Source organism: Sphingomonas sp., assembly GCF_035910975.1.
Taxonomy (GTDB): Bacteria; Pseudomonadota; Alphaproteobacteria; order Sphingomonadales; family Sphingomonadaceae; genus Sphingomonas.
The window spans coordinates 1-23,675 of sequence record NZ_JAMHWM010000007.1 but is presented as its reverse complement, the minus strand read 5'-3'; the positions used below and the strand labels follow the sequence as shown (position 1 = coordinate 23,675).

Annotated in this window: 16 protein-coding genes and 3 pseudogenes; 9 read left to right on the top strand and 10 right to left on the bottom strand. The window is 63.8% G+C overall.

Annotated features, from left to right (window positions below; all coding sequences use genetic code 11):
• Positions 1 to 2 precede the first annotated feature (2 nt).
• Both VYI76_RS01755 and VYI76_RS01750 read left to right on the top strand, forming a co-directional pair.
• Positions 3 to 1,556, top strand: coding sequence for an alkaline phosphatase D family protein (locus VYI76_RS01755; protein WP_326523051.1), 1,554 nt, complete (start codon positions 3 to 5; stop codon positions 1,554 to 1,556).
• A 212-nt stretch (positions 1,557 to 1,768) separates the two neighbouring features.
• The gene (locus tag VYI76_RS01750) at positions 1,769 to 2,671 is read left to right on the top strand and encodes an ROK family protein (protein WP_326523050.1); all 903 of its coding nucleotides are present in this window, start codon (positions 1,769 to 1,771) and stop codon (positions 2,669 to 2,671) included.
• Positions 2,672 to 2,896: 225 nt separating this feature from the next.
• Here VYI76_RS01750 and VYI76_RS16790 read toward each other — a convergent pair.
• A pseudogene (locus VYI76_RS16790) lies at positions 2,897 to 3,244 on the bottom strand (hypothetical protein).
• Positions 3,245 to 3,703: 459 nt separating this feature from the next.
• On the opposite strand from VYI76_RS16790, the gene VYI76_RS01740 reads away from it, so the two are divergent.
• Both VYI76_RS01740 and VYI76_RS01735 read left to right on the top strand, forming a co-directional pair.
• Positions 3,704 to 5,404, top strand: coding sequence for a carboxylesterase/lipase family protein (locus tag VYI76_RS01740; RefSeq protein WP_326523049.1), 1,701 nt, complete (start codon positions 3,704 to 3,706; stop codon positions 5,402 to 5,404).
• 138 nt (positions 5,405 to 5,542) lie between these two features.
• Positions 5,543 to 6,571 carry an isocitrate lyase/PEP mutase family protein gene (locus VYI76_RS01735; protein ID WP_326523048.1) on the top strand — a complete coding sequence of 343 codons (1,029 nt, stop codon included), beginning with the start codon at positions 5,543 to 5,545 and terminating at the stop codon, positions 6,569 to 6,571.
• 383 nt (positions 6,572 to 6,954) lie between these two features.
• On the opposite strand, the gene VYI76_RS01730 is transcribed toward VYI76_RS01735, so the two are convergent.
• The 6 genes from VYI76_RS01730 to VYI76_RS01705 all read right to left on the bottom strand — a co-directional run bounded on the left by VYI76_RS01730 (position 6,955) and on the right by VYI76_RS01705 (position 12,435).
• Positions 6,955 to 8,289, bottom strand: coding sequence for a spinster family MFS transporter (locus VYI76_RS01730; RefSeq protein ID WP_326523047.1), 1,335 nt, complete (start codon positions 8,287 to 8,289; stop codon positions 6,955 to 6,957).
• Between the two features lie 260 nt (positions 8,290 to 8,549).
• Positions 8,550 to 9,032 carry a gluconokinase gene (locus VYI76_RS01725; protein WP_326523046.1) on the bottom strand — a complete coding sequence of 161 codons (483 nt, stop codon included), beginning with the start codon at positions 9,030 to 9,032 and terminating at the stop codon, positions 8,550 to 8,552.
• Positions 9,033 to 9,046: 14 nt separating this feature from the next.
• Positions 9,047 to 9,928, bottom strand: coding sequence for an NAD(P)-dependent oxidoreductase (locus VYI76_RS01720; protein ID WP_326523045.1), 882 nt, complete (start codon positions 9,926 to 9,928; stop codon positions 9,047 to 9,049).
• On the bottom strand, positions 9,925 to 11,016 hold the full coding sequence (locus VYI76_RS01715) for a LacI family DNA-binding transcriptional regulator (protein WP_326523044.1): 1,092 nt from the start codon (positions 11,014 to 11,016) through the stop codon (positions 9,925 to 9,927). Before VYI76_RS01715 ends, VYI76_RS01720 begins: the two co-directional genes overlap by 4 nt.
• Positions 11,017 to 11,056: 40 nt before the next feature.
• Positions 11,057 to 11,392 (bottom strand): hypothetical protein, encoded by a 336-nt coding sequence (locus tag VYI76_RS01710; protein WP_326523043.1) that lies wholly within the window; start codon positions 11,390 to 11,392, stop codon positions 11,057 to 11,059.
• The gene (locus tag VYI76_RS01705; protein WP_326523042.1) at positions 11,389 to 12,435 is read right to left on the bottom strand and encodes an L-idonate 5-dehydrogenase; all 1,047 of its coding nucleotides are present in this window, start codon (positions 12,433 to 12,435) and stop codon (positions 11,389 to 11,391) included. The genes VYI76_RS01710 and VYI76_RS01705 overlap by 4 nt, the downstream gene beginning before the upstream one ends.
• A gap of 216 nt (positions 12,436 to 12,651) precedes the next feature.
• On the opposite strand from VYI76_RS01705, the gene VYI76_RS01700 reads away from it, so the two are divergent.
• From VYI76_RS01700 to VYI76_RS01685, 4 genes are all read left to right on the top strand, one after another.
• Positions 12,652 to 13,374, top strand: coding sequence for an SDR family oxidoreductase (locus VYI76_RS01700; RefSeq protein ID WP_326523041.1), 723 nt, complete (start codon positions 12,652 to 12,654; stop codon positions 13,372 to 13,374).
• A gap of 4 nt (positions 13,375 to 13,378) precedes the next feature.
• A complete protein-coding gene (locus VYI76_RS01695; RefSeq protein ID WP_326523040.1) occupies positions 13,379 to 14,338 on the top strand; it encodes a 2-hydroxyacid dehydrogenase in 960 nt (319 codons plus the stop codon).
• A 2-nt stretch (positions 14,339 to 14,340) separates the two neighbouring features.
• Positions 14,341 to 15,090: an SDR family oxidoreductase gene (locus VYI76_RS01690; RefSeq protein WP_326523039.1), complete on the top strand. Its 750-nt coding sequence runs from the start codon at positions 14,341 to 14,343 to the stop codon at positions 15,088 to 15,090.
• Positions 15,091 to 15,320: 230 nt separating this feature from the next.
• Positions 15,321 to 18,077, top strand: coding sequence for a TonB-dependent receptor domain-containing protein (locus VYI76_RS01685; RefSeq protein ID WP_326523038.1), 2,757 nt, complete (start codon positions 15,321 to 15,323; stop codon positions 18,075 to 18,077).
• A 75-nt stretch (positions 18,078 to 18,152) separates the two neighbouring features.
• Here VYI76_RS01685 and VYI76_RS01680 read toward each other — a convergent pair.
• A pseudogene (locus tag VYI76_RS01680) lies at positions 18,153 to 18,905 on the bottom strand (IS5 family transposase).
• Between the two features lie 80 nt (positions 18,906 to 18,985).
• Positions 18,986 to 19,227: pseudogene (locus tag VYI76_RS01675) on the bottom strand (IS481 family transposase); the annotation flags it as partial.
• A gap of 456 nt (positions 19,228 to 19,683) precedes the next feature.
• Between VYI76_RS01675 and VYI76_RS01670 the strand changes: the two are divergent.
• Entirely contained in the window at positions 19,684 to 22,515 is a 2,832-nt protein-coding gene (locus VYI76_RS01670) for a TonB-dependent receptor plug domain-containing protein (RefSeq protein WP_326523037.1), read from the top strand.
• On the opposite strand, the gene VYI76_RS01665 is transcribed toward VYI76_RS01670, so the two are convergent.
• A protein-coding gene (locus VYI76_RS01665; protein ID WP_168845128.1) for an IS3 family transposase occupies positions 22,496 to 23,616 on the bottom strand; the annotation gives its coding sequence in 2 pieces (ribosomal slippage) (positions 22,496 to 23,367 and positions 23,367 to 23,616; 1,122 coding nt in all). The two genes, VYI76_RS01670 and VYI76_RS01665, sit on opposite strands and share 20 nt — an antisense overlap.
• Positions 23,617 to 23,675: the final 59 nt, after the last annotated feature.

Genomic DNA, 23,675 nt, shown 5'->3' with positions numbered 1-23,675 from the left:
CGATGGGTTTCGATCGCCGTACGATGATCGCCGCGGGCGGGCAGGCCGCGCTGCTCGCCGCGCTCGCCGTCACGCCGGCGCTGGCGGTGCAGCGCTTCCTCGCGGACCCGTTCTCGCTGGGCGTCGCCTCTGGCGATCCGGCGCCCGACGGCTTCGTGCTGTGGACCCGCCTGGCGCCGCAGCCGTTCGAACCCGGCGGCGGCATGGCGGCCACCGGCGTGGCGGTCGACTGGGAAGTCGCCGAGGACGAAGGATTCCGCAGGATCGTCAAGGCGGGGAAGGCGCTGGCCCGGCCCGAACTGGCACATTCGGTCCACGTCGAGGTTGCCGGGCTGCGCAGCCATCGCCGCTACTGGTATCGCTTTCAGGTCGATGGCGTGCGCAGCGACGTAGGTACGGTCCGCACCGCGCCCGCCGCCGGCGCGATGCCCGACCGGCTGCGCTTCGCCGTCGCGGGCTGCCAGCATTATGAGCGCGGCCTGTTCACCGCGTGGCGCCATATCGCGGCCGAAGCCGATCTCGACTTCGTCTATCACTATGGCGACTATATCTACGAGGGGAAGGCCGCGCCGGCGGTAGCGACCGGCCGGGTGCCGATCGTCCGCCGCCATGTCGGCGACGAGATCTACAGCCTCGACGACTATCGACGGCGCTATGCGACGTACAAGGCTGATCCGGATCTGCGCGCGGCCCATGCCGCCGCCGCGTTCCTGTCGTCGTTCGACGACCATGAGGTCGAGAACAACTGGGCGGCCGACCTGGACGAGAATACGACGCCGCCCGAGGTGTTCCTGCTGCGCCGCGCCGCCGCGATGCAGGCGTGGTACGAACATATGCCGGTGCGGATCGCCCAGTTTCCGCACCGCGGCGCCCCGCTGGCGTACCGGCGGCTCGACTATGGTCGGCTGATGCGCGTGCATCTGCTCGACAAGCGCAGCTATCGCAGCATCCGGCTGTGCGAGAAGCCGGGCGACGGCAATTGCGTCGATCGCCGCGATACGCCCGATTCGATGCTCGGCGACGTGCAGGAACGCTGGCTGGGCGACGGGCTGGGCGGCGAGCGGGCCTGGAACCTGCTCGCGCTCGGCGGCATAGTCATGCCGTTCGACCGATCGCTCCAGAAGGTGCCGTCCAACGGCTATGACAATTGGACCGGCTTCCCCGACGCGCGTGAGCGGCTGGTCGGCATGATCCGCGATCGCGGGCTGAAGAATGTCGTCATCACCGGCGGCGACAGCCACATGTTCTTCGTCGGCAACCTGCCGTCGCGCCGCGACGATCTGGAAAGCGCGCCGGTCGCAGCCGAATTCCACGCGACCTCGATCAGTTCGAACAGCGGCAACGGCCTGCCCATCGGCGCCGATCCGCGCGCCGCGTCGAACCCGCACATGGCGATGATCCACGATCAGCGCGGCTATCTGTCGTTCGACGTGCGCCCCGGCGTTGTCCATTCGGATGTGCGGGTGATCGACCAGGCGTTCACGCCGGGTGGCATCCTCGGCACAGCCGCGCGCTTCGCCGTCGAACCGGGGCGTCCGCAGGTCGTCAGGGCCTGACCCGGCGTTGCTGCCGGTCAGGATTGCGCAAGGCTGGGTGCCTAACGCGATCGTCGCGGTCGCCTGACGGGGGCAACGGGGATATCGTCCGCCGGCGGCGGCGGAGCCGGGTGAAGCGAAGGGAAAGCGTAATGTCCACGATGATGTCGCAGCCCGGTGGATGCGCGCCGGTCGCGGTGCGACCCATGGCCCTTGGGCGCGCAGGCTGAACCATGACGATCGCGCCTCACGTCTTCGGGTTGGAACTCGGTGGCACCAAATGCGTCGCCCTGCGCGCGGACGGGGACGCGATCCTCGAAAGTGTCCGGATTCCGACCGACGATCCCGGGACGACCCTCGACGCGGTCGATGCCGTGTTCGACGGCTGGCGGCGGGAACGCGTGCCGGCGGCGCTGGGCATCGCCAGCTTCGGGCCGATCGCGGTCGATCGGGGGCGATCTGACTGGGGCTTCGTCCTGACGACGCCCAAACCAGGCTGGGCCGGCACCGACATCGCCGGGCGCTATCGCCGGCTGCTGGACGTGCCGACCGGCTTCGATACCGACGTCAACGCCGCCGCGCTGGCGGAGGCGCTCTGGGGCGGCGCGGCGGGGACGTCGTGCAATGCCTATATCACGCTGGGCACCGGCATCGGGGTGGGGCTGGTCGTCAACGGCGCGCCGGTCCACGGGCGGATGCACCCCGAGTTCGGCCATCTGAAGGCGCGGCGCATGGCGGGCGATCGTTTCCCCGGCGCCTGCGCGTTCCATGGCGATTGTATCGAGGGGTTGATCTCCGGTCCCGCGCTTGCCGCGCGTGGCGGCATGCGCGGTGAAATGGTGCCCGACGATCATCCGATGTGGGACGGGGTGGCCCATGATCTGGGCGAGCTGCTGGCCGCGCTGATCCTGGCGGTATCACCCGAGCGAATCGCGCTGGGCGGTGGCATCGCGTGTGCGCGACCGTGGCTGGTCGCGCGGTCGCGGCGGGCGGCGGTCGCCTCGCTGGGCAGTTATCTGCCCGACGTGCCCGGCGACATCGATGCGATCGTCGATGTCGCGACGTTGGGGGACAAGGCCGGCCCGCTCGGGGCCGTCGCCGTCGCGATGGCGGCGCTTTCCGGCTCCGGAGGCTAGGGTCAGGCCGCATTAATTGCGACGGTCGTGACGGAGCGGATTTTGGTTCAGGGCCAGGAGAGAGGAGGGGAGCGATGCTTGTGCATCGTGACCGACGAGCGACGACGCCCTGGGCCTAAATCCCCCTCCGCAGCCTGTCCGACGATGCTGCGCCTCGTCGGAGCCTTGGCCTGCTCCGCCCGTCGCAATTAATGGGGCCTGACCCTGGCTGTAGTGACGATTTAGTCATCTGAGCCATCGCCTGATGGTGACGAGTTTGATGAAGCCGAGGAAGTTTGCGGCGAGCTTGTCGTAGGTCGTTACGACGCGGCGCCATTGTTTGAGCTTGGCGGGGAAGCCTTCGATGCCCCGGCGCTGCTTGCCATGTCCGGATCGTTCGACACCGCCGCGAATATCCGATCCACCACGCCTTGCTCGATCCAGCATGGTAGCGCCGCTTGGCGGTCTGGCATGCCGAACGTGCCAGCCACAGCAGCGGCCATCACTGCGCGGCTCAGGCTTGCCCTCGCGACCGCCCGGCACACACTCTCGCGGCCGTTCCCACCAACCGTCTCGAAGCAACGCGCCTTCCACGCCAACCTCCTAAAGCCAGCGTTGAACCCGATATCCGCGCCGCCGTGGATCCCGCAATGTCGCTACGGCGTAGCGCCGAGGCCCAGCGTCAAAGCCGCAATTTCTCCTGCTCCAGATGCTAAATCCGGCGCGTCTGATCGGTCTTCAGGCCCCCCATATTCCTCGCGCTGTTAGCTCGCTGACCGCCATCCGCCGGCATGCAGTGCCCCCTTGTCACCGATCTGGCGCCATGTTAATGGGACCGATAACATCGATATGCTTCCCTGCGCTCCTTGTTCAGGGATTTCTCGTCGTTGCCCCACTCGTTGATGTGACGAGAACCTGTTCCAGTAGCCAGTGGCCTTACATTTGGAGCGTGTGGGACCAGTGTCTGAACATTTGCGGCCGGAGCTGGCGTCCGCAAATGCCGGCTGTCCAGATCAATGGATCGGTGAGTGTCATCCCTAAGGAGGTTCGGCGATGAATGATTTTGACTTTGGCCGACCATGGAGGGTCGATCGCCGCCGCCTCATTGGTGCCGGATTGGGCGTGGCCGGGCTCGGGCTGCTGCCGCGTATCGCTTCAGCTTCGGAGCCGGTGCCCACAGGCTTTGCTACCGTGGAAACGACATATGGTCGGCTGAGGGGGCGGCGTTTCGAGGATCACTGCGCATTTCTTGGCGTGCCTTACGCCGGCGAGGTTTCGGGGGCCGCTCGCTTCCGGCCCGCGCCTCTTGTTCGATCCTGGACCGGTGTGCGCGATGCGCTGGCCTTTGGTCCGACATGTCCGCAAACGGGCGTCGTCGGACTCCGTGATCGCGTCGGCGGTGTATCAGAGAATTGCCTGAAACTGAACATATGGAGCCCGGCGGCCGATGGCCGACGGCGTCCGGTTCTGTTCTACAATCACGGTGGCGGGTTCATCGGCGGTTCGTGTGTCGAGGGTCGCACCGACGGCGCGAATCTGGCGCGCCGTCGTGATGTGGTTGTGGTGACGCAAAATCATCGCCTGGGGGCATTCGGCTTTTTGTATCTCGGGGACCTATTGTCTCCTGATTACGCGGCTTCCGGGTCGCTGGGCTTGCTGGACATAACGGCTGCATTGCAGTGGGTTAAGGACAATATAGGGCAGTTCGGGGGTGATCCCGACAACGTCACGATCTTTGGCCAGTCGGGCGGTGGCGCAAAGTCCGCTGCCTTATATGGCTTCGCCCCGGCGAAGGACCTGTTTCACAAGGCTGTGGTGCAGAGCAATCCCATGCTGCGGGCGATTGACCGTGATTCGGCGACATCGACCACGCGGGCCTTCCTGACGCATCTTGGGCTCGGCGCCAGCGAACGTGACGTAAGGAAGCTGGCGGACATACCCGCATCCTCGATCGTAGAGGCCTGCGAGGCCACCGGCGTATCCGGTCCGCCGCGTCCGGAAAACCAGCGGGGCGACGTTTTCCTGGGCTACGGTCCGGTGCTGGACGGCAAGATTTTTGCGAACCATCCCTTTTATCCAAAGCCGCCAAGCTTCGCGCGCGACAAGCCGCTTATGATCGGGACCACCGCGCAGGAAACAACCTTCTTCTACGCCGACGACAAAGAGTTGTTCTCGCTGGACGAAGCTAGGCTGGTGACGCGATTGCGTCGGTTCTTCGGCGGCGACACCGAACAGGTCATCGCCGAATACCGGCGCAGTCGACCGAGCGAGACCCCGACCGACCTTTATGTCGCGATCACGACGGGGCGTACCAAATGGTCGGGTGCGATCGAAATGGCGGAGCGTCGGCAGGCGCTGGGCGGAGCATCCACGTATCTTTATACATTCGATTATCAGTCAAACGCGATCATCCCCGGCACAAACTATCCCTATCGTGCGCCGCATTCGATGGATGTCGCCTACGCGTTCGACAATCTTGACAAGATTCGCGCCATGCCGGTGGAAAAGCGCGGGAGAGCGCAACAGATCGGCACCGGCCCCGGACAGGATGAGGCCGCGCGAAACATGAGCGAGGCGCTGGTCAGCTTCGCGCGGACAGGAGCGCCGACGGTGCCCGGTGGATTGGCTTGGCCACCTTACACCGTGAAGAGCCGCGCCACCATGAACGTCGGTGCGCGATGCGAACTGACTGTCGACCCCTATCCCAACGAACGCCGCTTCTGGCGGGAACTCGACGGGCCGATCGTGACATGACCCCATGATAGCCTGCGTGGGCCACGCAGGTTGACAGCAATCGAACCAATGTTATCGGTCCCATGTCAAGCTGGACGATGGCCGTAAGCGTGGTCGCGATTTATGTGCAGCGTCGTGCCGCATCGCAATCGAGCCGGTATGGCGGCCGCGGTCGCTGGTCTCAAACCAGAGGTTGTTCCAGCCAGCGCGACGACAGTACTCAAATGCGAGGAACATGCGACGATGACCAAAACTTCTCTACGCCGGGTTCTTGAAACCGCGGATCGCTGCGTGGTGGCTCCATGCGTATATGATTGTGCCTCTGCGCGCGCGGTCGAGATGGTCGGGTTCCGGGCGATGATGCTGAGTGGCGGCGAAGTGTCCCTGGCGATGAACGGGGTTGTCGATTACGGCTTCACCAACATCACCGACACCGAATGGATCACGAGCCGGATCACGCAGACGACGTCGATCCCGCTGGCTGCGGATATCGAGGACGGGTTTGGCGGTCCGCTGGCGGTCTATCGCAGTACGAAGCGGATGATCGCGGCCGGCGCGGGGGCTCTGCAGCTTGAAGACGCGTGTTCCAAGGACAACACGACCGCGCTCCTTCCCCGCGAGAAATATTATGAAAAGGTGCGTGCGGCGCTCGCCGCGATGGAAGGGACGGATTGTTTTCTGATCGCCCGAACCAACGCGAACCCCGCGACCGATATGGACGAAGGATGCGAACGCATGCGTGCGGCCGCTGAAATGGGCGCGCGGATGACCACAGTTGTGCGGATTACCACGCTGGACCATGCCAGGCGGGTCGCCGGGCTGGTTCCCGGCTGGAAGATGTTCCCAGACGTGCGCGACATCGACGGAAAGCCTGGCGTGACGGTGGACGAAATCTACCCGCTCGGCTTCAACTTCATGACGATGCATTATACCCTTAAGGCGGCGATGGACGGCATGCTGGAACACGGCATCCGGAACTTCGCGCAGCAGGGTTGCCACTATACCTGCCAGAAGGCGGATGCGACCGGCATCACAGGCATGAGCGCGACGCCGCTGTTCGATCCGCAGAGCTATATGGAACTCGAAAGCCGGTTCGGCGGCGAAGAAAAAGCCTATACGATCGTTGGCGGAGCGGTCGATGCGTTCCCGGCGGGGTTCGTACGCGCGAAGATCGAAGACCGCCTCTGAGGCGCGCGATCCGTACCGGGTGCCACGACGGCACCCGGTACGCCGCCGGTTATCGAATTCAGACGGCCGCCGACCGGAAGCGGCGATAGGGCGCCATCGCCAGCACGGTCATGACGATCATCACCGGCGTTGCGACCGCTACCACAAGCGACATGGAATATCGAATGGCCGACCGTACCAGGTGCCCCGGCGGCACCCGGTACGCTGCCGGTTATCGAATTCAGACGGCGACCGACCGGAAACGGCGATAGAGCGCCATCGCCAGCACGATCATGGTGATCATCACTGGCGTTGCGACCGCTACGACAAGCGACATGGAATATCGGATGGCCGACCGTACCGGGTGCCACGGCGGCACCCGGTACGGTCGGCGATTATCGAATTCAGACGGCCGCCGACCGGAAGCGGCGATAGGGCGCCATCGCCAGCACGATCATGATGATCATCACCGGGGTTGCGACCGCTATGGCTAGCGACATGGAATATCGGATGGCCGAGGGATCCTGAAAGACGAAGTCCGTGATCGCGCCGATCGTGGTGGGTCCGATGGCCAATCCAACCAGTGTCGTGAACGTTACGTACAAGGCGCTGACCTGCCCGCGCGTACGATTGGGCACTATCAACTGCAGCGCGGTGGCGGCGCAGGAGAAAGGCATGTTGCCAAAGAAAATCGCGCCGGCAAAAAATCCGAGCGCCGTCAGCGAATCGTTCATCAACGGCGCCAGCGCCCCGCAGATGCCGGCAACCGCAAAACCGGAGGCCGACACCTTGAGCGTCGCGTCGAGGTGGCCGCGTTTGGCGAGAATGTCGGAGAACAACCCGCCGCAATACACTCCCGAAGTTCCCGCGATGATGAGCACTAGGCCGAAGCCCAAGCCCACTTCTGCGGTGTTCCAGCCATAGGTGCGCTGGAGTAGCGCGGGAGACCATATACTAATGGAATAGATCACGAGCTTCACCATCGAGAAGCCGATGAACATCGGTACAAGGGCCCGCCAGCGCCCGCGTACTACCGCGATCACTTCCGCGAGCGGAAGTGGCGACTTGGCGCCTGCGCCACGCCGCACCGGCTCGCGGCTCAATAGGAAGAGCGGGACGAGCAGGAGGCCGGGCGCGCCGACGATCAGGAAAGCAGCTTGCCAGGGTTCGAAGCCCGCGAGCAGGCCTTCGTCGATCAAATGCGATCCCGTGAGCGATGTCAGCAAGCTGCCGCCCGCGATAAAGGCCAGGCCCTGCCCGACAGGCGCGCTCATCAGAAAGCCCGAGACCGGCCGCCCGAGGCGCGCCGGCGGGAATTGGTCACTCAGCATCGACAGACCCGCTGGCGTCAGGCTGGCCTCTCCTACGGCCACCCCGATTCGGGTCAGGAACAGCTCCGCATAGCTACGGGCGAGGCCAGACGCCATCGCGAACAGGCTCCAGAAGAAAAGGCAGGTCGTGATCAGCCATTTCCGGCTGTAATTATCGGCCATCCGCCCCAGCGGGACGCAGGCAATGACATAGAAGATACCAAACGCGACGCCCTGAAGCGCACCGAAAGCCGTATCGTTGAGCCCGAACTCGGCCTTTATCGGTTCGACCATCAGGTTGATCACGGTGCGGTCGAATTGCGATACCAAGGATGTAGCGGCGAGCAACAGGACCAGGAGCCATCCGCGCCACGGCGCCGGCCATGGCATTTCGGTACCCTCTTCGTTGCCATCGACTGGGGCGCTCATCGGAAGTTCTCCACTTGGATCGCGGGGCGTGACGTATCGCACGACCCATCTCTATGATAACGGTCACATGCCTTTTTCATGTGAATGTCAATCGGTATCCGACAGCGCGGTATCCTGGCCGCCAAGCGGTGACGCTGGGGACTCATCCGCAATTGAAAAATTGCGCAAATTCGAGCGCAGGAGCCGAGATCGCCAAACCAATTCCGCGGTCGATCTAAAGATGTGATCGATCGGAAATCGCTCCCATGTGCGTCCCCCGTCTACTCCTGACCGACGGTCAGCCGCTGGATGACCAGGTCGGCCTGCTGGTTCAGCGGCAAGGTGCCGTCGATCCGAATGCAGGATTCGTCGTCGTCGGGAATTTCGAATTCGGCCAGCTGGCTGTCGAGCAGGCTGGCGGGCATGAAATGCGTGTCGCGTTGCGACATGCGCCGGTGCAACTCTTCACGCCCGACCTCCGCCAGAATGAGGACCAGATCGCCGGCATGGCGGCGCAAAACGTCGCGATATTCGCGCTTGAGCGCAGAACAGGCCGCGACCGCGCCTCCCGAAGACGCGGACAGCGTTCGCGCCACGGATTCGAGAAATGGCATGCGATCTTCGTCGGACAGCGGCTCCCCGCGAGCCATCTTGGCGATATTGGCGGGCGGATGATGCTCGTCGCCTTCGACAAAGCGCCAGTTCATCCGGTTGGCGATCAATTCGGCGAGGGTGGATTTTCCGTTGCCGGCCGGTCCGATCACGACGATCGCACGGGTCATCTGCCGCCCGATCCGAGATCGAACACCCTCATATATTCGGCGCTGTCTGCGGGGCCCAGACCGCCCGCAACGGCCATCCGGTGCAGATCGGTGATGAGCCCCGTCAACGGCATCGGCGTACGATTGGCCATCGACGAGGCCTGAACGGTTTCAAGGTCCTTCAGCATATTGTCGATCCGACCGGTCGGAGAATAGTCGCGCTGCGCCATCTTCTCCATATACTCCTGCAGGATGCGCGAGTCCGCTCGCCCGCCGGCAAGGGCCTCGGGTATGCGGGTCGCGTCGATGCCGTTGGCCTCGGCAAAGCGGACGGCTTCGGCCACCGACAGGAAATTGGCTGCGCAGAGAATCTGGTTGACCAGCTTGACCGTCTGGCCGGCGCCGGCGGGGCCCAGGTGCGTCCGGCGACGAGACAGCAGGGCAAGCAGCGGATCCGCCGCCGCCACGTCCGCTGCGTCGCCGCCGATCATCAGCGTCAGGCTGCCGGTGTGCGCCGCCGGCGCGCCGCCCGAAAGCGGCGCATCGACCCAGCCCATGCCGCATGCGCTTCGCAGCCGCTCCGCCATCCGCGCGGTCCGGCCCGGATCGATGCTCGACATGTCTATCAGTAGGCGATCCGTATTTCCGAACCGCGCGACACCGTCCGGTCCAAAGACGGCGCTCTCGACCACGTCGCTGCTGTTCAGGCTGGTGACGACGAAATGCGCGTCGATCGCCGCTTCTGACGGCGATGCCGCGCGCGCTGCGCCGCTGCCGAGCAGTTCCTGGCCGGCCGCAGGCGCGGGATCGTAAAAGGTGAGGCCGCAACGCTGGGCCAGCAGGCGAGCGCCGATCGCCGAGCCCATCACGCCGGCGCCGATCAGCGCGACGCGCATCATGACATCCGAACCGATTTGCGCTCGATCACGTCCAGTCCGACATCGCGCCGGTGCATCGCGGCGGGGCCCTTGCTCGCAAGCAGGTCGATCAGCAATTCGCCCGTCAACTGGCCCAACGCGTTGAAATCGACGTGGATCGTCGTCAGGGGCGGGTTGATTTCCCCTCCGATCTCGAAATTGCCGAAGCCCATGACCGATATCTGGTCGGGCACCGAAATGCCGCGCCGCTGGCACTCCATGACGATCCCGACGGCGGACAGGTCCGACACGGCGAAGACGGCATCGGTATCCGGGCACCGCTGCAGCAACTCCACAATCGCGCTGGCGCCGTGATCGTAGCTAAGCGGAGCGACACCATAGCGTATCACGGCGTCGGTCGACATACCGCCATGACGCAGTTCGTCCTCGAAGCCCCGAATACGTTCTTCGCCGCGATGATCGACGACATCACCCTCATATGATCCACCCACCGCGCCGATGTTCCTGAACCCCTTGTCGATGAGATAGCGCGCGGCGGTACGACCCGCCTGATAGTTGGAAAAACCGATCACATGCTCGATCGGGCGACTCGGCAGATCGGCAATCTCGACAATCGGAATATCGGCGGTCAGCAACAGTTTGCTGCTGTTGCGATTATGGGTGGCGCCGGTCAGGACGATCGCCTCGGGACGGCGGGCCAGCAGGTTTCGCAGCTGCCGCTCCTCTTCGACCATGTCGTATTCGGTGTACACGATGAGGAGGTGGTAGTTCGCCTCGCGCAGCGCCTCGGTCAGGCCGTGCGCAACTGCGGCGAAGTTGGCGTTCGTCAGCGTGGGCAGCATCAGGGCTATGAATCCGGTGCGCCGGCTGGACAGGCTGCCGGCGGCACGATCGGGCACATAGTCGAGATCGGCGATCGCCTTCTGCACGCGCTCGCGCGTGCCTGGCAGGACGAGATTGGGTTCGCTTACAACGCGCGACACCGTCATGCGCGACACGCCTGCCAATTGCGCGACTTCACGGATCGTCGGGCGGCGGACCCGTCGTGAGGGCTTTGCGTCCGCCGTGGCGGGCGAGCCTGCGCTCCCCCCTTCCTTGCTTTCCTGCATCGCCGCCTTTCCAGATCTCTGTATCACCGTCCCGTCCCGTCTAAGGACCGGGGATCAAATGGTGCCGGCCCGTGATAACATGATAAAGGCGTCCGTCGACCAGCGTCATCAACTCCATAGTGACTGCACGTGCCGCGTCTCGCTCGGGAGAGGTGATGGCGTGTTCCATCGCCGCGATGGACGGGTAGTCGATCTGCTGGATCATGAAGACCGGTCGTTCCGGGTCGTCGCATTCGTCGACGGCGTAGAAGCGGACATCGACCGCCCCGGGAAAGGCCCGCCACAGCGGCGCCAGCCGTTCCTTGACGGCGGTGAAGAACGCATCCTCATGACCGCGATGTATCCGGCCTTCGAAAATTGCCGTGCGGGTGATCATGGCGCGATTTCGAGGTGCAGTTTGACGACCATGCTGCGATCACCGGCATGTTCGAATGCCGAGACCGCGTCCGCCAGCGGATACGTGCCCGACAGGATCGATGAAACGTCGATCGTGCCGCTGATGATCAACTGCACCGCGAGCGCGAACTCGTCATGCGCGCGAAACGCGCCGACGAGATCAATCTCGCGTGCTTGGAGCAGGTTGATCGGCAACGACACTTCGCCCGGCGGCAGCATCCCGAGTTGGACGATCCGCCCGCCACGTCGCACGATCCGAAAGAGCGAGCGCAGGGCGTCTGCAGATCCCGACGCTTCGAATGCGACGTCGAACGCCAGATCGTCGTCGACGAAGCGTTGCAGTCCGTCGGGATCCGTGCGGACGTTGACGGTGTCGGTCACGCCGACACCTTCCGATGCGACCCGAAGCGCGGCATCCTCAATGTCGGTGGAGACGACCTCTGCCGCGCCGGCAAATATGGCGGCTCGCGCCGTTAGCAGGCCGATCGGGCCGGACCCGGTGACGATCACCCTTTTGCCGACGAGCGATCCGGCTCGGTTGACGGCATGCAGTCCCACCGAGAGTGGCTCGGCGACAGATAGCGCGAGCAGATCGGTGTCGGGTGCGACGGGAATGACCTGGTCCTGCCGCAACACCAGCCGTTCGCAGAACCCGCCCTGGACATGCGGATACCGGCCCGCGCTGCCGAGGAACCGCATATTGGCGCACAGATTGCTGCGACCTGCCTTGCAGTAACGACAGGTCCGGCAACCCCGGCTGGGGTCCAGGGCAGCCTTCATGCCCGGCGCGATACCACGCACAGCGGAGCCGCATTCGACCACCCGGCCGGAAATCTCGTGCCCCAGGATCATCGGTTCGCGCAGGGCGAAGTCGCCCACCGCGCCGCGATGGAAATAGTGCATGTCGGACCCGCATATGCCGCCATAGGCGATCGCGACCCGCACTTCGTCAGGCGCCAGGGCGGACTCGTCCAGCGTTTCGATCCGCAAATCCTTCGCACCATGACAGACCGCAGCCAGCATTCACTCGTCCCCTTTTATGGGACCGATATCATTCAACGCTGTATACTGCAACCGCGACGACCCAAAGTTGATGAAAGATCAGGCTGATTTGGGAAGTGCGCGAAGTAGGCGAACGTCGGACCTTGTCATGGTAACGATCACTTCGTATATCGCGGTCGTAGATTTCCGGAGGGGCATATTCTCGAACTTTTCAGCCTTGCAGGGCGCACCGCGCTGGTGACCGGCTCTTCGCGCGGGATTGGGTTCGCACTGGCGCAGGCGCTCGCCGGCGCTGGCGCCCATGTGTTGCTGAACGGGCGCGACGAGGCGGCTCTGGCTCGCGCCGTCGATACGATAGCGCACGCCGGGGGCAGTGCCGGAATCTGCGCGTTCGACGTCACTGATCCCGAAGCGATCGATTCTGCCATCGCTCGAATCGAGGCCGAGCGGCCGATCGATGTCTTGGTCAACAACGCCGGCATCCAGCGTCGCGCGCCGCTGCACGAATTCGACGACGCCGACTGGCGCGAGCTGATGGCGATCAACCTCGATGGCGTCTATTTCACCAGCAAGCGCGTCGCCCGCGGCATGATCTCGCGCGGCCATGGCAAGATCATCAATATCGCCAGCGTTCAGAGCGAACTCGCGCGGCCGTCGATCGCGCCCTATACGGCCGCGAAGGGCGCGGTGCGCAACCTGACCCGCGGCATGTGCGCCGACTGGGCCGGCCTCGGCCTGCAGGCCAATGCGATCGCGCCGGGATATTTCGACACGCCGCTCAATGCCGCGCTCGTGGCCGATCCCGACTTCGACGGCTGGATCAGGAAGCGCACGCCCGCCGGACGCTGGGGCAGGCTTTCCGACCTGCACGGCGTCGCCATTTTCCTAGCATCGTCCGCATCGGATTTCGTCAATGGACAGACGATCTTCATCGATGGCGGCATCACCACGGTAATCTGATTCCATGGCGCACGCGCACATCGACGACCAGGCTGTCGCACTCCAACTTTGCTCCTTTTCGCCCGAGCTTGAGGCGGAGCTGGCGGCGCGACTGCGGGTCGTGCGCTGGTTTGATCTCGACGAAGCGGCGCGAGCGGATGTGCTCGCGCGGCAGTCCGCGCAGATCCGGGTGGTCGTCACCGGGGGGCATATCGGATGCGATGCCGAACTGATGCAGGCGTTACCGGCGCTCGGGCTTGTCGCGGTCAACGGCGTTGGACTGGACAAGGTGCCGCTCGCGCTGGCGGCCGGGCTTGGGATCGCCGTGACCAACACGCCAGGCGTCCTGACCGACGATGTCGCCGATCTCGCGGTCGGGCTGACGATCGCGCTGATGCGGCAAATCCCGGTCGGCGACGCCTATGTGCGGTCGGGACGCTGGGCCGAAAAGGATCTCGGCCTGGGCCGGAAGGTCAGCGGATCGCGGTTTGGCATCCTTGGGCTGGGCCGCATCGGCGCGGCGATCGCCGATCGGCTGATCGCTTTTGGCGAGGTCGGGTATGTTGCGCGAACCGTCAAGCCCGTCGAGCACCGGGCATTCGCAGGTGCGCGCGAACTCGCAGACTGGTGCGACGTCCTGATTGTCGCCTGCGCTGCCACGCCGGAGACCGTCGGGCTGGTCGATCGCGATATTCTGTCGGCGCTCGGCCCCGACGGCAAGCTGGTGAATGTCTCGCGCGGGTCGGTCGTGGATGAAGCGGCGCTGATCGACGCGCTGGAGCGCGGGGGCATCGCGGGGGCCGCGCTCGACGTCTTTGCAAATGAACCGCATGTGCCCGATGCACTGCGCGCCGCGGGCAGAACCGTGCTGACGCCACATGTCGCCAGCGCCACTGTCGAGACACGGGCGGCAATGGCCGAGATGGTCGTCGCGAATATCGACGCCTTCCTCGCCGGCGGGCGGTGCTTGAGCCCGGCGGACTGAAGGTGGCGCCGCGTCGTATCGCCGTCATCACCGGAGCAGGCAGCGGCATCGGCAGGGCGGCGGCACTGAGCCTCGCGGCGCGAGGCTATGGTCTTGTCCTCGTCGGTCGACGCCGTGAAATGCTCGAGCATACGGAGGCGCTCGCCGCACCCGCCGAATGCCTGATCGCGCCGGGCGATGTGTGTGACGAGATCGCGATCCAGACCATATTTGATAACGCCGTCGCGCATTTCGGTCGCGTCGACCTGTTGTTCAACAACGCCGGCCTGTCGTTGCCGGCGACACCGATCGAGGATCTCGATCTGATCGACTGGCAGCGTCTGGTCCAGGTCAATCTGACCGGCGCGTTCCTGGCCTTGCGTGCCGCCTTTCGCGTCATGAAGGCTCAGCATCCCCAGGGTGGCCGGATCATCAACAACGGATCGCTGTCCGCTCACGCGCCGCGCCTGTTTTCCGCCGCCTATACCGCGACAAAGCATGCGGTGACCGGCCTGACCAAGGCGGCATCGCTCGATGGACGGCGATTTGCGATTGCCTGCGGCCAGATCGACGTCGGCAACGCTTCTACCGACATGGGCGGCGGCGTGGTCGAAGGGGCGCTCCAGGCGGATGGATCGCTTCGTGCCGAGCCTGTCATCGATGTCGCGCAAGCGGGTGAGGCGGTTGCCTATATGGACAGCCTGCCGATCCAGGCGAACGTCCAGTTCATGACGGTCATGGCGACGGCGATGCCGTTCATCGGACGGGGCTGAGTTGCGGGGAGCCGAGGAGGCGTTGCCACGACGCCCACCACCGGCTCTGCATACTGTTATCGGTCCCATACGGCGCATGCGGCATTCGCCGACCGAAAATTTGAATGGCCAAGATAGCGTTGCTGCAATTGACAGCCGTATGTCGCGATTATATGTGATCGGTCACATTCAGAGAATAACCGCGATCGGCTTGCCAACGCAGGCGGAGTCCCGGCACCAGGGAGAGTGAGATGGCCAAAGGGTTTCTAAATCGTAGCCAGCTTCTGCACGGCGCGGCCGCGCTGACGATAGCGACGACGGTCACCGCCTGGTCGGGTGTCGCCCTGGCGCAGGAAGCCGCTCCTCCGTCCGTTGCCGCCCGGTCCACAGGCGGTGCTCAGGCTGACGCACAGTCGAGCGACGGCACTGCCGATGCGACGGCGAGCGACATCATCGTCACCGGCACCAGCATTCGCGGCGTCGCGCCGGTGGGTGCGCCGGTACGCGCGCTGGGGCTTGAGGAGATCAAGGCGCAGGGCCTGGGGACCAGCAGCGAGATCATCCGGTCGTTGCCGCAGGTTGTGAATCTGGGCGCCGACGAAGGGCGCGGCGGCACCGTCCAGAACGCTGCGGCAAACGTCACGCAAGGCACCGGCGTCAATCTTCGCGGGCTGGGCACCGAATCGACGCTGGTCCTGCTGGGCGGTCGCCGCGTGCCGCCGAATGGTTTCCAGGCCCAGTTCACCGATGTGTCGCCATTCATCCCGATCGCTTTGGAGCGGGTCGAGGTGGTCGCGGACGGCGCATCCGCCATTTATGGCGCCGATGCGGTGGCGGGCGTGGTCAATTTCATTCTGCGCCGCCCGTTCGATGGCCTGGAAGTGTCCGGTCGATATGGCTTGGCCAAGGGCTTCGACCAGTGGCAGGCCTCCGGCGTTGCGGGCCGCACCTGGTCCGGCGGCGGCGTCATGGTGGCCTATGAGCATTACGAGCGGGGCCAGCTCGACGGCAGCGAGCGCAGTTTCTTCACATCGGACCTTCGTTCGATCGGCGGCACCGACCAGCGCAGCCTGTTTGCCAACCCCGGCACGATCGTTTCCGGCGGCGCGACCTATGCCGTCCCCGGCAACCAGAACGGGCGAGGCCTGACCGCCGCCAATTTCGTGCTTGGCACGACCAATCGCCGCGACAACGACATCCAGCGCGATTTTTTGCCAAGGCAGAAGCGGGATTCGGTGCTGGGCCGGATCGAGCAGAGGTTCGGCGCGGTCCAGTTCGGCGTCGACGGCTATTTCACCAACCGGGTCGCTCGGTTCCAGGGATCCAGCGTGGGCAACGTCGGCACCTCCGCCGCGCTGGCGGTGCCGCGGGCGAATCCGTTCTTCGTCAACCCGGCCAATCCTGCCGCGACCAGCGTGACGGTCAACTATAGTTTTGAGAACGACTTCAAGACCTATTCGATCGGCACCGAACGCAGTTGGATGGTATCGCCATCGGTCAAGGCTGACGTCGGATCCTGGACGCTGGATGCCTATGCATCGTTCGGCAGCAATTTCTCACAGCGCAACACCTATGGAATATTGCGGACCGTGAACCTGGCCGCGGCGCTTGCGGACACCAATCCGGCGACGGCGTTCAATGCCTTTTGCGATGGCCGTGCGTTCGTCTGCAACAATCCGACCACACTGGCGGCGCTCAACGGCACGACGCTGTTCCATTCGGTCTTCAAGCTGTGGGATTATCAGGCAAAAGCCAGCGGGCCGCTGTTCGACCTGCCCGGGGGCAGCGTGAAGCTGGCCGTCGGCGGAGAATATACCGCATCGACGCTGTTCCAGATCGACACCCGGAACACCACCACCGCCGATTTCGTGGTGCGGAACCAGAGCACCCGGCATCGCAACGTCAAGGCCGGGTTCGCTGAACTGTTCGTGCCGCTGGTCGGCGCCGCCAACAGCCTGCCGTTCGTGCAGCGGCTGGACCTGACCGCTGCGATCCGTACCGAGGATTATTCCGATTTCGGCCGGACCACCAACCCCAAGTTCGGCATCCGCTGGGATCCGGCGCGTGACCTGACCCTGCGTGCCAGCTACGGCACGTCGTTCCGCGCGCCGACGCTGGCTGACGGCGATCCGCTGTCCGGCCCGACCATTTCGATCAGTAACGTCGTCGATCCGACGACGCGCCTGCAGGTCCGCACGATCACCCAGTTGGGCGGCAGGCCGGGCATCTCCGCCGAAACCGCCAAGACCTTCACCATCGGATTTGATCTTCATCCGGTTGCGGTGCCGGGACTGAACCTGTCGGCTACCTATTATTCGATCGACTATACCAATCGGATCGAAACGCCGTCGTCGGACACGATCCTGCTCAATTCTGCCACGCTGGCGAGCCTGTTGATCCGCAATCCGACCGTCGCCCAGGTCCAGGCGTTGTATGCGAGCCCATATTTCGCCGGTGCTCAGGAAGACCCGACCAATATCAAGCTGTACGTTGACTTGCGAAAGTCGAACGTCGGCGGCGTCAAGCAGAGCGGGCTCGACATTTCGGGCCATTACTCTCTGGAGACGGACAGCGCCGGCACGTTCGGTATCGGTGCGGACGTCACGCTGATCGATAACTATACCCGGTCCGCGGCACCCGGAGCGACCTATATCGACCAACTGGGCAACATCAATTACCCTGTCGATCTGCGCGTTCGTGGAACCGCATCCTGGAAATCGGGCGGCTTTTCGGGCAATGTGTTCGCCAACTACCTGGCCGGTTATAGCAACAATCTGGTGTCGCCGAAGCAGCCGGTGTCGTCCTTTACGACAATCGACGCAACGCTGACCTATGCCATCGATGGTACCAGTCACGCGTGGCTGAACGGCACGACCTTGTCCGTGTCGGGACAAAATCTGTTTGATCGTGCGCCGCCGCCGGTTCTCAATGGCACGCTTGGCTTTGACTCGCAGAACGCCAGTGCGATTGGACGGATGGTCGCGTTCCAGCTGTCCAGGAAATTCTGAACGCTCTGCGGGTGTAGTGGCGGCCGCGATCGGGCTGTGCCGTGCCAGTGATAGTACAGGCTCGGGACGCATTGATCAGAGCCGGAGGAGGACGGTTGCGGCGAGGGCGATGGCGGACAAGAAGGTGAGGGCGCAGCGATCGTATCGGGTGTGGTTTCGCCTTCAGCCCTTGAGCTTGCCGAACATGTTTTCGATGCGATGGCGTTGGCGGTAGAGCGTCTTGTCGGGTGGGATGGTCAGCTTGCGGTTGGTTTTGGACGGGGCAGAGGCAGCGGTGCCGCGATCAGCGAGGGCCTGACAGAACCAGCCGGCATCGTAGCCACGATCGCCGAGCGGGACTTTACTCCTGGCAAGGCGTGGAGGATCAGCGCTGCGCCCTTGTAGTCGCTCATCTGGCCCTCGCTCGGCAGCATCCGCGCGGCCGGCCCTGGCCATCGCAGACGGCGTGGAGCTTGGAGTTCAGGCCACCTCTGGTGCGTCCGATACGTCGGGGTACATCCCCTTTTTAACCAGGCCGGCTGCCGTCCGGTGTGCCTTGAGGTGAGTGGCGTCGATCATCACCTGATCGGACTTGCCGCCCTTCGCCGCCGGAGCTGCGAAGATGCGGTTGAACACCCCGAGCCGGCTCCAGCGAATGAAGCGGTTGTAGATCGTTTTGCGCGCGCCGTACTCCTTGGGCGCGTCCCGCCACCATAGGCCGCTACGGATCAGGAAGATGATGCCGCCGACAATCCGCCGGTCATCGACCCTCGGTACACCGTGCGACGGCGGAAAATGCGGCTCGATCCGACGCATCTGCGCTTCCGGCAACACGACCAGATCGCTCATGGCATCGCCTCCTCGCGGCGCCATCGAAGCAAACCATCGCCACCGTCACAAGCGATCTAACAGGTCCCGAGCATGGAGTGCACCAGCGTGTGACGGCGGAACGCGACAGCCATCGCCTTCTCGGCTTCGGTCAGGCTGGTGGAATAAGGGGCCCTCGGTCCGGTCTTCAGATCCCCGACCCTCGCTCACTTACGCCACTTCACTACGGTCTCGGGGTTGCCGCCAGTTCCCGGCTCAACGTCGCGAGCGAAGCCTGCGATCGCTGTATCGCCGCTCGGACGGCGTGCGTCGTCGTGGCGCTGCCGTGACGTACCTGCCCCACACGGCTTCCTTTCTTTCCAACGAAAGGATCGCACCATCAAACCCCCGGGGATCAAACAGTTCCCACGATCGAGGACGGTCGCCGTCCGGTCTCGCACGTTCAAGAACAAGGCGTGAGGCAGGCTGTCGTATAGCCCAAATTTGACATTATCGATATTTAATGTGCTACTGAACTCCCCCCAAGGATCAAAAAATTTGGCCGAAGTGTTCCATATTATGACGCATAATCAACATTATAGATGCGGATTGACCGCAACCTAAGCGCGTGCTACGATACATTATCGTTATTTATAAAGCTGCAAGCCGGGCTGGATCGCGTTGCCGATCGAGATGTCCCCACACAGGCGTTGGCCTGCCCGAGCGTGACGCAGATTACGCAGTAATAATAATGATTTGATGGGAGGATTGGGTGAAGTCGAAGACAAAGCTGCTCGTCGCAACGTCGGCCATATCGACATTGATCGCCGTCACCGCGCCCGCACTCGCCCAGCAGGCGTCATCATCCCCGACCGTCAGCCCGGCGGATGATGCCGGGGAAACAATCGTCGTGACAGGCTCGCGCATTGCCCGGCCGGAGCTCGAATCGCCGATGCCCGTCAGCGTCGTTAACATGCAGCAGTCGCTCGACATGGGCCGCAACAGTGCCATCGAAGCGCTGCAGCGCGACCCCGCGCTGGGCATCAGCCAGGGCCTCAGCAGTGCCGTCACCGGCTGGGACGCCGGAATCGCCGCGATCAACCTACGCAACCTCGGCTCCAATCGCAGCCTCACGCTTATCGACGGACAGCGGCGGGTTTCCGGCTCGGCGCGTTCCTCCGCCGTCGATATCGGCATGATCCCGGTGAGCATGATCGAGCGAATGGAAGTCGTGACGGGTGGCGCGGCAGCCATCTATGGGGCGGATGCCGTGACGGGCGCGGTGAACATCATCACCAAGCGGGATATCGAAGGGCTACGCCTTTCCGGCATGGGCGGCATCTCGCAGCAGGGCGATGCCGCCCAATATCTGTTTTCCGCAGCGACAGGCGCGAAGTTCGCCGATGGTCGCGGGTCGGTCGCGATCGGCGGCACCTATTCGCAGTCCAACCCGCTGATCTACACTGATCGTTTTGACTGGCGGGACTGGGTGACATGGCGCGCGAATCCGGCCAATCGGGGCGTCAGCGACGGCGTGCCCGACCGTGTGCTGTCGCTACACACCCGGCAGCTCTATTACGATTATGTTCCGACCTACTGGCTAGGCGGCAAGCGCTGGATGATCGAAGGGGGGAATGTCCGCGAGTCCCGCTGCGATGTCACCTACGACCCCGGCCAGTACGCGGTCTGTGACGGGGGCGATGGACGAAACCTGAGCGATCGCGATCAGTTCCGTGGCGGGCTCAAGTCGCTGGCCCTGATGGGCAGAGCGGACTATGAACTCGCCCCCGGCCTGGAATTCGGCAGCTATTTTTCCTATTCCCGACAGAAGTACGCGGGGACATCCAACTATTGGCGCGACGATAGTCGGGCAACCTATTTTTCCGGACCGGTCCCCGGTTCGCGGGCGCCCTTGGCACAGTTGGACAACCCCTATCTGCCCGCCGCTCTCCGGCGGGTGATGATCGATAACAATCTGACGTCGATGTACATCGACCGGACCTATGGCAATTTCCCGGAGCGCGAGGAGAACCATGACCGGGAAAGCTACACGATCGGCACATCGCTGGGCGGGCGGCTCGGCGGCGCGCTCAAATGGCAGGCGTTCTGGCAATATGGCCGGGTAACGGACAATTACACGCAGGCGAATGTTCCCTGGAAGTCGCACTGGATCGCGGCACGCGATGCCATCGCGGATCCGGTGACCGGCGCCCCCATCTGCCGCGATGCGGTGGCGCGCGCGGCGGGCTGTGTTCCGTTCGACATCTTCAGCACCGCACCGGCGACCGCGGCCCAGATCAAATGGGCGATGGCCGATCGCCGCGAACGTCGCGTGAATTCGCAGCAGGTCTATGGCGCGAACGTCAACGGCAGCCTGTTCTCGCTTCCCTATGGCGATGTCGCCATCGCGATCGGTGCGGAACATCGCAGGGAAACGCTGAAGACGCGGGACGATCCGCTCGCTCTGGCCGGAGAGCTTGTCTATGGCGGCGGTCCCGCCGCGCACCCGGAACTGGATGTCTCGTTCAGCGTGAGCGAGGTGTACGGCGAAGTGGTCGTCCCGCTTCTGCGCGACCTGCCCCTCATCCGCCGCCTCGAAATCGAGGGCGCCTATCGCTATTCGGATTACAGCACGGTCGGCGCCACCGACACCTGGAAGGTGGGGGCCATGTGGTCGCCGTTCGACGGCCTCAGCTTCCGCGGCGTCCTTTCACGCAGCGTTCGCACCCCCAATTTCGGCGAGCTCTACGAAGCGAGGATCGAAACCCTTACCGGCGCCTATGACGACGCGTGCTCGGCGGCATTCTATTATGCGTCGGAAACGCGGGCGGCGAACTGTCGCGCGCTGGGCATCGTTACGCCGTTCGTGGTGCCGCGGGTGGGGCCGGTCGTCGTCACCGGCGGCAACCCCGATCTGCGGCCGGAGACGTCGGATAGCCTGACACTCGGCGCGGTCTTCCAGCCGCGCTTCCTGCCAGGCCTCGACCTGACGGTGGATTATTGGGACATCGACATCGCGGACGTCATCACCCAGTTCAGCTACCTCCAGTTGATCCGGCTGTGCGTCGATGCGCCGACGATCGACAATCCCTATTGCGCGCGCGTCACCCGCGATCCTGCCACCTTCTACGCGACGCGCGTGGAATCGAACCAGTTGAATGCCGCCCGCCTCTATGCTCGCGGGATCGATATCGGCGCGTCCTACAAGCGGCCGGTGGGCAAGGGGACGATGCAGCTTTCGTTCAAGGGAAGCTATCTGCTGAAGATGGTGACCGAAACCACGCCGGGCATTTCGCAGGGCGACATCGTGTCAGACGGCGGCTGGCAGAACCCGCGCTTCAAGGGGAACCTGGTCGCGAGCTACAAGATCGACGACGTCAACATATCGTTCGACACGCGTTTCATCAGCGCCGCCACGTTCGATCTGAACATCGATTCCGATGAAGCCTATCCACGAAATCGCATTCCATCAAAAATCTACAACGATATTGTTTTTCAATACGACATCGGAGATCAATATCAGGTCGGATTTGGCATAAATAACATTCTCAACGTAATGCCGACCTATATGCCGGGAATTTACAGGGATGACACTGTATATGGCATCGTAGGACGTGACCTGCTCCCCATTTTCAGGCCGTTGATAACTTAGCTTCGGTGTCCATATGCCCTTGGCGGGGGCGGTTCGTAAACTCGGCGGGTGCCAACCCGCCAAGACTGCTATGCGGACGCACGGTATTGTAGTCCGTCCGCCATGCCTCGATGATCCGTCTCGCTACAGCCAGCGATGGGAACAGGTGCTCGTTCAAGCACTCGTCGCGCAAGCGACCATTGAACGATTCCACAAAGCCGTTTTGCTGCGGCTTGCCCGGCGCGATGTAATGCCACTCGACCCCGGTGTCCTGGCACCACGCCAGCACCGCGTGACTGGTCAGCTCGGTCCCGTTGTCGCTGACCACTATGCATGGCAGCCCGCGACGTTCGGCGATGGCGCTCAACTCGCGAACGACCCGCCGACCGGACAGCGAGGTATCGATGATGCAGGCCAGGCACTCCCGGCTGTAATCGTCGATCACATTGAGCATGCGGAACCGCCGGCCGCAGGCCAACGAGTCCGATACGAAGTCGAGCGACCAGCGCTGGTTGGGTTCTTGCGGGATCGCCATCGGCGCTCGCGTTCCCAGCGCGCGCTTCCGGCCGCCACGCTTGCGCACCGTCAGCCGTTCCTCGCGATACAGCCGATAGACCTTCTTCAGGTTCATGCCTTTCCCCTCACGCTTGAGCAGGATCGCCAGTCGCCGATAGCCGAACCGACGGCGCTCGTTCGCGATCTCACGCATCCGAACGCGGACAACATCGTCCTGCCCGCGAAGCGGCTCATATTGCCATGCCGACCGGTTGACCCCGACCAGCCTGCAGGCGCGACGCTCGGAGAAGCCGTGATCGGCCATCAGCTTCTCCACCGCAGCGTAGCGCTCCGCAGACCGGGTCAGTTTTTTCCCAGCAGATCCTTCAGCGCCGACACGTCGAGCATCGACTCCGCCAGCAGCTTCTTCAGCCGTCGGTTCTCATCCTCGAGCGCTCGCAACCGCGCAGCGTCGGACACCGTCAGCCCGCCGTACTTCGACTTCCAGTTGTAGAAGGTCGCATCGCTGATCCCGTGCTTTCGGCAAAGGTCCGGCGTCTTCACGCCAGCCTCATGCTCCCGCAGCACCCCAATGATCTGATCCTCGGTAAATCGGCTTCGCCGCATCGCTCGTCTCCATCTGACGAGCTAACTTACCAATGGCATGAATTCTGGGGAGCAGGTCA